10 protein-coding genes are annotated in these 11680 nt (G+C 64.8%); 3 read left to right on the top strand and 7 right to left on the bottom strand.

Annotated elements, in window-relative coordinates:
• Window position 1: 1 nt before the first annotated feature.
• The 7 genes from VPH40_RS22925 to VPH40_RS22895 all read right to left on the bottom strand — a co-directional run bounded on the left by VPH40_RS22925 (window position 2) and on the right by VPH40_RS22895 (window position 6653).
• Window positions 2–1042: an NAD(P)-dependent alcohol dehydrogenase gene (locus tag VPH40_RS22925; RefSeq protein ID WP_328574603.1), complete on the bottom strand. Its 1041-nt coding sequence runs from the start codon at window positions 1040–1042 to the stop codon at window positions 2–4.
• A 21-nt stretch (window positions 1043–1063) separates the two neighbouring features.
• Window positions 1064–1891: a carbohydrate ABC transporter permease gene (locus tag VPH40_RS22920; RefSeq protein WP_328574602.1), complete on the bottom strand. Its 828-nt coding sequence runs from the start codon at window positions 1889–1891 to the stop codon at window positions 1064–1066.
• A complete protein-coding gene (locus VPH40_RS22915; RefSeq protein WP_328574601.1) occupies window positions 1879–2775 on the bottom strand; it encodes a carbohydrate ABC transporter permease in 897 nt (298 codons plus the stop codon). Before VPH40_RS22915 ends, VPH40_RS22920 begins: the two co-directional genes overlap by 13 nt.
• 114 nt (window positions 2776–2889) lie before the next feature.
• Entirely contained in the window at window positions 2890–4161 is a 1272-nt protein-coding gene (locus tag VPH40_RS22910) for an ABC transporter substrate-binding protein (RefSeq protein WP_435526496.1), read from the bottom strand.
• Window positions 4162–4296: 135 nt separating this feature from the next.
• Window positions 4297–4827, bottom strand: coding sequence for a GNAT family N-acetyltransferase (locus VPH40_RS22905; RefSeq protein ID WP_328574600.1), 531 nt, complete (start codon window positions 4825–4827; stop codon window positions 4297–4299).
• Window positions 4824–5342, bottom strand: coding sequence for a GNAT family N-acetyltransferase (locus VPH40_RS22900; protein ID WP_099666740.1), 519 nt, complete (start codon window positions 5340–5342; stop codon window positions 4824–4826). The genes VPH40_RS22905 and VPH40_RS22900 overlap by 4 nt, the downstream gene beginning before the upstream one ends.
• A gap of 36 nt (window positions 5343–5378) precedes the next feature.
• Complete coding sequence (locus VPH40_RS22895) at window positions 5379–6653, bottom strand: amidohydrolase family protein (RefSeq protein ID WP_305053008.1); 1275 nt, start codon at window positions 6651–6653, stop codon at window positions 5379–5381.
• A gap of 390 nt (window positions 6654–7043) precedes the next feature.
• On the opposite strand from VPH40_RS22895, the gene VPH40_RS22890 reads away from it, so the two are divergent.
• The 3 genes from VPH40_RS22890 (at window position 7044) to VPH40_RS22880 (ending at window position 11607) form a co-directional block, all read left to right on the top strand.
• A complete protein-coding gene (locus VPH40_RS22890; RefSeq protein ID WP_305053009.1) occupies window positions 7044–7892 on the top strand; it encodes a phasin family protein in 849 nt (282 codons plus the stop codon).
• 165 nt (window positions 7893–8057) lie between these two features.
• Complete coding sequence (locus VPH40_RS22885; protein WP_305053010.1) at window positions 8058–9809, top strand: ABC transporter ATP-binding protein; 1752 nt, start codon at window positions 8058–8060, stop codon at window positions 9807–9809.
• The gene (locus VPH40_RS22880) at window positions 9799–11607 is read left to right on the top strand and encodes an ABC transporter ATP-binding protein (RefSeq protein ID WP_328574599.1); all 1809 of its coding nucleotides are present in this window, start codon (window positions 9799–9801) and stop codon (window positions 11605–11607) included. Before VPH40_RS22885 ends, VPH40_RS22880 begins: the two co-directional genes overlap by 11 nt.
• Window positions 11608–11680: the final 73 nt, after the last annotated feature.

The raw sequence follows: 11680 nt of genomic DNA, 5'->3' as shown, positions 1-11680 counted from the left end.
ATCAGTCTCCCGCCAGTTCGATCTGGATCTTGACGTCGCGCGGATGGCCCTTGGCCGCTTCCTCGAACGCCTGCACGCCGTCGGCAAAGCCGAAGGTGCGCGAAATGAAGGGCTTGACGTCGATCTTGCCGGAGGCCAGCAAGGCGATGGCGCGCGGGAAGATGTTCGCGTAGCGGAACACCGACTCGATGCGCACTTCCTTGGCCTGGATGGCGACGATATCCAAAGGCACCTTATCCGGCGGCATGCCGACCAGCACCAGGCAGCCGTTCGGGCACAGCAGGTCGACGATGTTGTCGTAGGCGCGCATGCTGCCGCTGGCCTCGAAGACGATGTCGGCTCCCCAGCCATCGGTAGCCTCGCGCACCGTGTCGGCCAGGCTGGCGTGGCGCACGTCGACCGTGGTCACGGCGGGATTGTCCGCGAACAGGGCCAGCTTTTCCGGCACCAGGTCGGCCAGGATCACGCGCGAGCAGCCGCCCGCCAGCGCGGCCAGCGCATTCATGGCGCCGATGGTGCCCGCGCCGATCACCACGGCCACGTCACCCGGCTTGATGGCCGCCTTTTTCGCCGCCTGCAAGCCGATGGCCAGCGGTTCGACGATGGCGCCTTCGCCGAAGCTGACGCTGTCGGGCAGCTTGAAGGTGAACGCGGCCGGATGCACGACGTACGGCGTGAGGCAGCCGTGGATGGGCGGCGTGGCCCAGAAGCGCACCGCCGGATCGAGGTTGTACAGGCCGCGCATGGTGGCCGGCGAATCGAACTGCGGCACGCCCGGCTCCATGCAGACCCGGTCGCCCACCTTCAGGTGCGTGACTTCATCGCCCACTTCCGCCACCACGCCGGAGGCCTCGTGGCCGAGCACCATCGGCGCCTCGACGGCGAAGGGGCCGATCCTGCCGTGCTTGAAGTAATGCACGTCGCTGCCGCAGATACCTACGGTATGAATCCTGATTTTCACGTCGCGCGGGCCGACGGCGAGCGGCACGTCGATGTCGCGCAAGGTGATTGAATGCGCCTGTTCCAGTACGAGTGCTTGCATGATTGTCTTCCTTGTTTATCGTTATTTATGTTTGAGCATGGAGTTGAGCAACCGGCCCAGGATGCCGACGAACAGCAGCGGCGGCAGCGCCAGCAGCACGGTGGAAGCGTTCACCACGCCCCACGGCACTTCCTGCCCCATCGACGTGAAAGCCGACGCCACCACGGGCAGGGTCATGCTTTTCGACGAGGTGAGCGCCAGCGCGATCATCAGTTCATTCCAGACCAGCACGAAGCTGAAGACGATGCCGCCCATCAGGGTCTTCGAGGCCACCGGCAGGGCAACGTGCCAGAACACCTGGTACGGGCCATAGCCATCGAGCGCCGCCGCTTCCTCGATCTCTTTCGGGATGCGCGCAAAGGCGGGAATCGACAGCCAGATGATGGTCGACAAGGTCACCAGCAGATACGTCACCACCATCGACAGGCGCGAGTCGTACAAGCCCAGGTCGATCCAGATCGAAATCAGTGGAATGGCGACGGCCACGGGCGGCAAGAAGCGCAAGGACAGCAGGAAGAACTGGATATCCTTCTTGGCGGGAACCGGATAGCGGGCGATCGCATACGCGGCCGGCACGCCCAGCACAGCGCCCAGGAGCACGGCCACGCCGACGATGGCCACGCTGTTGCCCAGTCCCGTCAGCACTTCCGGACTGGCCAGCACCTGCTTGTAGTTAGCCAGGGTCGGGCTGAAGAAAAAGCGCGGCACGGGCGTGACGATGTCCATCAGCTCCTTGAAGGAATTGAGCACGGCCCACAGGATGGGAAACAGCGCCACAAGGACGATCACCGTGGTGATGGCAGTGGTGGTGACGGCGCCAACGCCGCGCCTGATCGTTAATTTTCCCATTTGGCGACCCGCTTCCAGAGTAAGGTGAAGATGACGGTGGTGGCCAGCATCATCAGCACGGCCATGCTGGACGCGTACGACACCTTGCCCATCAGGCCGATGCCTTGCGCATACGCGTACATGTCCAGCGTTTCGGTGGAGATGCCGGGGCCGCCCTTGGTCATCACGTAAATCAGGTCGAACGAGCGCAGCGACTCGACCATCTTGATGAACACGAGACTCATGATGGGTACCTTCAGCATCGGCAGCGCAATGTACGCATACACCTGGAGCGTGCTGGCGTAGTCGAGGCGCGCCGCTTCCAGCGGTTCGGCGGACAGGGTTTCCAGCAGCTTCAGGATGACGGCGCCGAAGAACAGGCCCCACTGCCAGATGTCGACCAGCGCCACCGCGTACAGGGCCGTGACAGGGTCAGACAGCAAGGCCGTGCCGCCCAGGCCCACGATTTCCAGCAGCCAGTTCAAAATGCCCATCAGCGGCGAATACATGAACTTCCAGATAAAGGCGGCCGACACGCGCGGCAGCAGCACCGGCACGATCAGGAGCAGCGCGATGATGTCGCGGGTGCGGCCCTTGACTCGCTCGAACAGGAACACGGCCAGCAGCACGCCGACGATCAGCGAGCCGGCCACAGTCACCACTTCCCAGATGGCCGACACCTGCACGGCATTGACGAAGCGGCGGTCGCCGAACAGGCGGAGAAAATTGGCAAAGCCGACGTAGTCGCTGTCGCTGTAGCGCAGCACGCGGTTTTGCAGGGCCAGGTTGATGGCGGCGATGGTGGGCACCAGGCCCAGTATCAGCAGGATCAGCAGCGGCAGCGTCAGGAAGACGGCCGGCAGCCAGGTGTGGCGTTTTTGACGGATGGAATGCGGCATGGTCATGGCTTTCAAACGAGAACGGACAAGCGCTGGCGTTACCCCAAAAGCAAGAGCTGGGGTCAGACCCGTCGGGTCTGACCCCTGGTTTTAGCTGGTGGAGTCGTTGGCGATAAGGGCTTATTTACGCCTGTTGGCCCGCTGCATCACTTCCGTCGCATACTCATTCGCCTCATCGAGCGCGCTCTGCACGTCGCCGCGCGTGCCCGTAAACACTTCTTCCAGCACCACGCCCAGGTTGTCGCCGATGTCCGGCCACTCTGGGCTAGGCCAGATGGTGACGCGCGAGACGGGCGTGGTGTCCGTCAGGCCCGCCTGGATCTGCGGCTTGACGTGCTTGCGGAAGTAGTCGCTGTTGATGGTGCTGGTGCGGTTGTAGTCGCTGAAGACGTTGTCCTTCAGGCGCGCCTGTTCCTGCTCCTTTCCCGTGGCGAAAGCGATGAACTTGCCGGCCGCCTGGCGCGTGCATTCATCTTTGGCTCCTGTGGCGGAAATGGCCAGACCATGGCCGTACGCGGCCGACGCCAGCGGCGCGGGCGGGCGCACGTAGCCGACCTTGTCGACCACCGACGATTTTTTCGGGTCTTCCATCCAGTCGGCGAAGGGCGTCGACTCGATCATGAAGGCCACCTTGCCCGACCTGAACGCTTCGAGCGCATTGCTCCAGTCGTAGGTGGCGCCGCCCGGCGGCGAATACTTGAACAGGTCGCGGTACAGGGTGGTCGCTTTCACGGCCTGCGGCGAATTGAAGGTCGGCACGCCATCCTTTTCCCACTTGCCGCCGGCGGCCAGCATGAACGGCGACCAGCGCCAGACATTCATGCCAGAGCCGCGCTGGCCCCGCGCTGCCCAGCCGTAGACATTCGGCGGGCTGTTCATTTTCTTGACGGCGGCGACCAGTTCGTCGAGCGTCTTCGGCACGGCAATGCCGGCCTTTTCCAGCAGGTCGCGGCGGTAGAACAGGAAGTCGCTGCCGCCGATCAGGGGCGCGAAATACGCCACGCCCTTGTACGAGGCGACGGCGCGGCGGCCCGGCAGGAAGTCGTCGTAGTCGGCTTCCTTGGGCAGGTATTTGAGCAGGGGGACGACCCAGCCGGCCGTGGCAAATTCGGCCACGTTGGCTTCGTCGATGTAGTAGATCTGGTAGGAGCCGGCCTTGGTGGAAGCATCGAGCCTGGCCTTGGAGCGGCGGTCGTTTTCGCCGAAATAGCTGATTTGTACCTTGGTGCCGCTTTTCTTTTCATACTCGGCGAGGGTCTTTTCCATCACCGTCAGGCCCAGGCTTTTTTGCGCCAGCACCTTGATCACGGGCACCGAGCAGCTTTGCGCCGAGGCGTCTGCAAACCCGGCGGACATGAGGGCGCCCCATGCAACAGCAGTCATGATTTTCATAACACGTCTCCATTTTTATAGTCCGGCGGTTTTCCACCGGTGAAACCACTATAAAAACAAAGACGGCGCATCACCACTACAAAAGGCGCCGGTTTCTAAATACTTTTTTTCACTTCGCCGATACGGATTTGCCGCTCAATCCTGGCGAAAATCCTTGCGGTAGATATTCGTCTCCCTGCCCTCCGGCGGCAGGCGCGAGAAGCGCTCGAAGCGCAGCCCAAGCTTGTTGAGCAGATTGATCGACGCCTGGTTCTGCTGCGAAGTGATGCCGTACAGGGTGCGCAGGCGCAGTACCTGCTGCGCGTGCCGCACGATGGCGGCCGCCGCCTCGTAGGCATAGCCCTGGCCCCAGTGGGCGGGACGAATGGCATAGCCGATATCGGGGCCGGGCAGGCTGTCGCGCCGCACCAGGCCAGCCATGCCCACAGGCGCGCCATCGCTGCGGCGCTCGACGATGTACAGGGAATAGCCCTGCTCGCGGAACTGCGCCATCGGCCCCGTTTCCAGGGCCGCGCGGGCCGCCTCCACGGTGTGGAGGTTGCGCTGGCCGATGTTGGCGATCCACGACGGGTCGTTGACCAGCTCCAGATAGAAGGCCGCATCGTCCGGCGTCACGGTGCGCAGGCGCAGGCGCGGCGTCTCGCAGATGGTGATGGCGCCGCTCATGCCGGCCACTGCATCGGGTCGCTCAGCAGCTGGTACATCACGTAGGCGTCCACATAGCCCAGTTGCGCGTGGCGGTAGGCCAGCGGCAGGGTGGCGACCACCGTGAAGCCCAGTTTTTTCCACAGGGTGACGGCGGCCAGGTTGGTACTGACGACGAAGTTGAACTGCATCGCCAGGTAGCCCGCGCGGCGCGCTTCTTCCATGCAGTGCACGCCCAGCAGACGGCCCACGCCCACGCCCTGCGCGGCCGGATCGACCATGAACGAGGCATTGGCCACGTGCGAGCCATGGCCCGGCTGGTTCGCCACCAGCTTGTACATGCCCAGCAGCCGCTCCGTGCCCATCACGGCGACGAAGCTTTGCACGCCAGGGCCGAACCAGTAGGCGTGGCACGCTTCGCGCGTGGTATCGGCGGGGAAGGTATAGGTGTCGCCGGCGGCCACCAGCGTCTGGAAGATCGGCCACATGGCGTCAAAATCGGCTTCGGTGGCCGGGCGGATGTCAATTTCTTTCAAGGCGGTGCTCCCGATAACAAGTGATGGCTGATTGTATCAGCGCCCCAGGCGGAAATTCACACTATCGGGCCGCCCCGGCAGGTGCAGGCGCGATTGTGCGCGGGGCGATTCGCTGACGATTTTCCCGCGCCGCAGCACCAGGCGCCGCGCCGCGCGCAGGCGCAGCGCTTCCACCGTCGAACTGCAATCGAGGATCAGCAAGTCCGCATGGCAGCCGGGCGCGATGCCGTAGCCTTCGAGACCGAGGATGCGCGCCGGCGTCTCCGTCACGGCCAGGAAGCAGTCGTGCATCGCTTGCTGGCCCGTCATCTGCGCCACGTGCAGTCCCATGTGCGCCACTTCCAGCATATCGCCCGAACCGAGGCTGTACCACGGATCCATCACGCAGTCGTGGCCAAAGGCGACGGGAATGCCGGCGGCCAGCATCTCGGGCACGCGCGTCATGCCGCGCCGCTTCGGATACGTATCGTGGCGCGCCTGCAGGGTGATGTTGATGAGGGGGTTGGCGATGGCCGCCACGCCCGCCTCGCGGATCAGCGGCAGCAGTTTGCTCACATAATAATTGTCCATCGAATGCATGGACGTCAGGTGCGACCCCGTCACCCTGCCCTGCATGCCAAGGCGCTGGCTGTGGAAGGCCAGGGTTTCGATGTGACGCGACAGCGGGTCGTCCGACTCGTCGCAATGCATGTCCACCATCAGGCCCCGTTCGCAGGCAAATTCGCACAGCAGGCGCACGGATTCCGCGCCGTCGGCCATGGTGCGCTCGAAATGCGGGATGCCGCCCACCACGTCGACGCCCATGGCGATGGCGCGCTTCAGATTGTCGAAGGCGCCGGGGCTGCGCAGGATGCCATCCTGCGGGAAGGCCACCAGCTGCAAATCCAGATACGGCGCCACCTGGCGTTTCACGTCGAGCAGCGCTTCGACGGCCAGCAGGCGCGGGTCGCAGATGTCCACGTGCGAGCGGATGGCCAGCAAGCCGCGCGCCACGGCCCAGTCGCAATACTGCAAGGCGCGGTCCACCAGCGCCTGCTGCGTCAATTGCGGCTTCAATTCGCCCCACAGGGCGATGCCTTCGAGCAAAGTACCGGAGGCGTTCACGCGCGGCAGGCCATAGCTGAGCGTGGCATCCATGTGGAAGTGGGCGTCGACAAACGGTGGCGTGACCAGGTCGCCGGCGGCGTCGATCTCTTGCGCGCCCGTCACGGGCAAGGCGGGGCCGACGGCGGCGATGCGGCCGCCCTCGATGGCGATATCGATGGCGCGGCGCCCGTCGGGCAGGCTGGCATTGCGGATGACTAGGTCCATGCGGACACTCCTTCGGTTGACTGCGGTACCTGGTGCTTCCAGTGCATTGTCATCTTATTTCCTCAAGGATGCTGCAGTGCACGAATATACTCACTGGCAAAAGCGTAGCCATAGATTCCATGACAACGCTTTGCGCACGCGCAAACTTTCTGCAAATGCTGCCAGGCGCATGAATACAGCCAGCCCGTGGCAAACATGCGGCGCACGCCCTTGAGAAAATAGCTTTCAACTAACTCGAATCACCGCTAGAATATTCATATTGCGTTGCATCATAAAAAGTCCATGATCAGCTTTTAGCGCGCTACCCACTTTACAAAACGCGGCCAACTCTGGTTTTCGGGATTTTGCAGAGCGTTTTGCCAGCATTTTAATCCGTACAAAGGAGTAAATATGTTTCCGCTTCCTGAACAATTTTCCAGCGCCGCCAAGTCGCAACTGGAAAACCAGCTGCAAATCTTCAGCACCCTCACCAGCAAAGTCTTTGAAAGCGCCGAGAAAATCATCGCCCTGAACCTGAATGCAGGCAAGGCCGCCCTGTCGCACACGGCGGAAACGGCGCAGCACCTGCTGGAAACGCAGGATCCGCGCGACTTCTTCAGCTACAGCACCAGCCAGGCCCAGCCGAACATCGAAAGCGTGCTGGCCTACAGCCGCCAGCTGTTCGGCATCGCCTCGAGCACCCAGGCTGAATTGCTGGCCTCGGCCAAGGCCCGCCTCGATGCGGTCGCCCCTGCCATCGCTCCCGCGCCTGCAGCAGCCAAGCCCGCGCTGGCCGCCGTACCTGCGCCTGCAGCGGCACCTGCCCCCGTTGCCGCCAAGCCTGCAGACGTGGTCAAGCCTGCCGCCAAGGCAGCGCCAGCCCCCGCACCAGTCGCCGCGCCGGCAGCCAAACCGGAAGCGGCGCCTGCCAAGGTTGCCGAGAAGATTGCCGACAAGCCTGCCGTGAAAGCGGTCGAAGCCAAGCCGGCAGCCAAGCCTGAAGCGGTCAAGCCCGCACCGGCGCCCGTCGCCGCGCCAGCGAAAGCCGCCGCGCCCGCACCGGCCAAGCCGGCCGCGAAACCATTTCCTACAAGCAAACCGGCCGCCAAGCCAGCCAGCGCCGCCGGCAAGACCGTGGCCAAGGCCGCCGTGAAGCACGCCCCTGCGCCAGCCGCCAAGCCGGCAGCCAAGGTTGCGCCTAAGGGCACGCCATCGAAACAGCTCGACATGCTGGGCGGCAAAGGCAGCGGTCGCAAGTAAGCCTCGCGCACGGCACTGATGCAGCAAAACAACGGGCTACGGCCCGTTTTTTGCGTGCCCGCCCACAGCGCGCTTTTCCGCCTTGTTGTATCCTACGCGTACTTTCCGTCCGCGTGCCCGTCCTTCCGCCCCGCGACACCCCATTATTCAAAACAAAAGGTAACCATGAGTTTATCGAGGCTCATCGCCGGCTTCGTGCGTCAGCATTGGCCGGCGTATGCCGCCGCTGCCGTCATGCTGACAGGCGTGGCAACACTGACCGTCTGGATCCCGCGCCGCGTGGGCGCCATCATCGACGCCCTGGCCGCACACCGCATGACGGCGGCCGAACTGTGGCTTGAGCTGCTGACCCTGCTCGCCGTGGGCGTCGTCATTTACTTCCTGCGCGTGGGCTGGCGCATCACCCTGTTCAAGGCCGCCTACCAGCTGGGCGTGATGCTGCGCACGCGCTTCTACACGCGCATGTCGCAGCAGGGCGCGTCGTTTTACCAGAACCAGCGCACGGGTGACCTGATGGCGCTGGCGACGAACGACATCGACGCCATCGAAATGGCCGCCGGCGAAGCCATGCTGGCCGGCTTCGACGGCACCCTGACCCTGCTGATGGTGCTGGGCATCATGCTGCTGGGCGTGGACTGGCGCCTGGCCTGCATCGCCCTCCTGCCCTTCCCGCTGATGGGACTGGCCTTCTGGCGCATCTCCAGCCATATCCACACGGCGTCGACGGATTCGCTGAAACGCTTTTCCGCGCTGAACGACCATGTGCAGGAATCGCTGTCGGGCGTGCGCACCCTGCGCGCGCTGGGCCTGGAAGAGCGCAGCAGCAAGCAGTTTTCCACCCTGGCCGGCCACGCGGCCAACGCCAGCCTGACGGCGCAGCGCTGGGAAGCGGCGTACGAGCCGGCCGTCGGCCTGACCCTGACGGCCGCCACGGCGCTGACCCTGGGCCTGGGCGGCTACCTCGTGTGGCAAGACCAGCTGACCATCGGCGCGCTGACGAGCTTTTCCATGTACCTGGGCCAGCTGATCTGGCCCATGTTCGCCGCCGGCTGGGTGCTCTCGCTGATCGAACGGGGCCGCGCCGCCTGGCAGCGCCTGCAGCCGATGCTCGATGCGCCGCTGGCCATCGACGACCATGGCACTATTGATACGCTGACGCCCGGCCCCCTGCAATTGCAGGACATCGGCTTTGCGTACACAGGCCAGACGGCGCCCGCGCTGTCCGGCATCTCGCTGCGCCTGCAGCCGGGCCAGACCCTGGGCCTGGTGGGCCCCACGGGCAGCGGCAAGTCGACCCTGCTGCGCGTGCTGCTGCGCCAGGTCACGCCGCAATCGGGCACGGCCACGTGGAATGGCCAGCCGCTGGACGCCTACACCCTGCATGCGCTGCGCGCGGCCATCAGCTGGGTGCCGCAGGAATCGTTCCTGTTCTCCGCCACCATCGCCGACAATATCGCCCTGGCCCGTCCCGGCGCCACGCGCGAGGAAGTGGAACGGGCGGCGCAGCTGGCCGACATCCACGACGATATCCTGCAATTCCCCGACGGCTACCAGACCCACGTGGGCGAAAAGGGCATCACCCTGTCCGGCGGCCAGCGCCAGCGCGTGGCGATCGCCCGTGCCCTGCTGGCCGACAACGGCTTGCTGCTCTTGGATGATGCGCTGTCGGCCGTCGACACGGGCACGGAAACGCGCATCCTGCAGCACCTGGAAGAATTGCGCGCGCGCCGCCCCGAGCGTAGCGCCATCATCGCCAGCCACCGCCTGAGCGCCGTCGTCAACGCCGACCTGATTTTGGTGCTGCGCGACGGCCACGTGACGGAAACGGGCAACCACGACGCGCTGATGCAGCGCGACGGCTGGTATGCCAGCCAGTGGCGCTATCAACAACTGGAGGCCAGCCTCGATGCCATCTAAGAACGACCACGCCACCACCGCCACGCAATCCGTGCGCCGCCAGGCCGCGCAAGCCATCGGCCTGCTGCGTCGCGCCGCCGCGCCCGACCTGCGCCACCTGTACTGGGCCACATTCTGGCTGATCCTCGCCGCCGCCCTGGAAGTGACGGGGCCGATCCTGGGCAAGGCCCTGATCGACCAGCATCTGCTGCCGCGCAACCTGGACTGGACGCGCATGTCCCTGCTGCTGGGCGGCTGCCTGCTGACGGGCTGGGTCGCTTCCGGCCTGCGCTACCTGCAGCTGGTGCGCCTGTCCGGCCTGGCCATGCGCTCGGTGCAGCGCCTGCGCGAAACCGTATACCAGCACGTGCTGCGCCTGCCGATGAGTTTTTTCGACCGCGCCATCACGGGCCAGCTGGTCAGCCGCGTCACCAACGACACGGAGGCCGTGAAATCTCTGTACGTGCAAGTGCTGTTCGTCATCCTCGACAGCTCCATCGTGCTGGTCGGCACCATGGCCGCCATGGCCTTCCTCGACTGGCGGCTGATGCTGATCGTGCTGGCCCTGCTGCCGGCCGTGCTGGTCATCGTCTTCCTGTACCAGCGCTGGAGCGCGCCGGCCGTCACGCGCGCGCGCGCCCTGCGCAGCGAAATCAACGGACAGATCGCCGAATCGATCGGCGGCATGAGCGTGCTGCAGGCGAATAACGCGGAAAAGCGCTTCGGCGCGCGCTTCACGGGCATCAACCAGGACCACTACACGGCGCGCATGCAGGAATTGCGCGCCAACGCCTGGCTGCTGCGCCCCGCGCTCGACATGCTCAACATCGTGCTGCTGGCCGTCGTCATCTTCAGCTTCGGTCGGCGCGAGATGGGCGCCGTGGAAGTGGGCGTGCTGTACGCGTTCATCAGCTACATCGCGCGCGTGATCGAACCCTTGATCCAGATCACCATGCAGTTCAGTCAATTGCAGCAATCTGTGGTGGCGACGGCGCGCGTCTCGGCCCTGTTGGACGAAGCGCAGGCGCTCGAACACGCGCAGGGAAGGGAAACACCGGCCCTGCGGCAGGCGAAAGCGGGCGTCGACCTGCCCGCCGTGGACATTTCCCGCCTGACCTTCGCCTACGTGGAAAACCAGCCCGTGCTGCACGACCTGTCGCTGACCATCCCGCAAGGCGCCTTCTTCGGCATCGTCGGCCACACGGGCAGCGGCAAGTCGACCCTGCTCTCCTTGTTGCTGCGCTTCTACCCCGTCACACAGGGCAGCATCGCCATCAACGGCGTCGCCCTCGACAGCATCGACAACGAGCATTTCCGCGCCGACGTGGGCCTGGTGCCGCAAGACCCCTTCCTGCTGGCCGCCTCCGCGCGCGAAAACATCGACATGGGCCGCGGCTACACGCAGCAGCAGATCGAGACGGCAGCGCGCGCCGCACATGCGCACGATTTCATCGCCGCGCTGGAACACGGCTACGACACGCCGCTGGGCGAAGGCGGCTCGCGCCTGTCGTCGGGGCAGAAGCAGCTGATCGCGATTGCCCGCGCGCTGGCCGGCCAGCCGCGCATCTTGCTGCTGGACGAAGCGACGTCGCGCATCGATAGCCAGACGGAGCAGATCGTGCAGCTGGCCCTCAATGAATTGCGCGGCAAGGTGACCATCATCGCCATCGCCCACCGCCTGTCGACCATCCGCGAAGCCGACCGGATCATCGTCCTGAATCACGGCCGCATCACGGAAGCGGGGCCGCACGACGCCCTGATGCAGATCGAAGGCGGCCTGTACCAGCGCCTGTACCTGCTGCAGCAGCTGGCGCAGTAAGGGGGCCTTGTCAATGCCTGCCGTGTGCACTTTCGCAAATTTCTGCGCACCGCATGATATTTCTTGATTGCAA

Source organism: Janthinobacterium sp. P210005, assembly GCF_036231865.1.
GTDB lineage: Bacteria > Pseudomonadota > Gammaproteobacteria > Burkholderiales > Burkholderiaceae_D > Janthinobacterium > Janthinobacterium kumbetense.
Note: the sequence above shows the minus strand (reverse complement) of the source record. Positions and strands in the feature narration are given on the sequence as shown.

What these genes read in the sequence shown, in the direction of transcription:
- VPH40_RS22910 (WP_435526496.1), bottom strand. Translation starts at nt 4,161, where the DNA reads ATGAAAATCATGACTGCTGTTGCATGGGGCGCCCTCATGTCCGCCGGG.
- VPH40_RS22880 (WP_328574599.1), top strand. Translation starts at nt 9,799, where the DNA reads ATGCCATCTAAGAACGACCACGCCACCACCGCCACGCAATCCGTGCGC.
- VPH40_RS22905 (WP_328574600.1), bottom strand. Translation starts at nt 4,827, where the DNA reads ATGAGCGGCGCCATCACCATCTGCGAGACGCCGCGCCTGCGCCTGCGC.
- VPH40_RS22895 (WP_305053008.1), bottom strand. Translation starts at nt 6,653, where the DNA reads ATGGACCTAGTCATCCGCAATGCCAGCCTGCCCGACGGGCGCCGCGCC.
- VPH40_RS22920 (WP_328574602.1), bottom strand. Translation starts at nt 1,891, where the DNA reads ATGGGAAAATTAACGATCAGGCGCGGCGTTGGCGCCGTCACCACCACT.
- VPH40_RS22925 (WP_328574603.1), bottom strand. Translation starts at nt 1,042, where the DNA reads ATGCAAGCACTCGTACTGGAACAGGCGCATTCAATCACCTTGCGCGAC.
- VPH40_RS22885 (WP_305053010.1), top strand. Translation starts at nt 8,058, where the DNA reads ATGAGTTTATCGAGGCTCATCGCCGGCTTCGTGCGTCAGCATTGGCCG.
- VPH40_RS22915 (WP_328574601.1), bottom strand. Translation starts at nt 2,775, where the DNA reads ATGACCATGCCGCATTCCATCCGTCAAAAACGCCACACCTGGCTGCCG.
- VPH40_RS22890 (WP_305053009.1), top strand. Translation starts at nt 7,044, where the DNA reads ATGTTTCCGCTTCCTGAACAATTTTCCAGCGCCGCCAAGTCGCAACTG.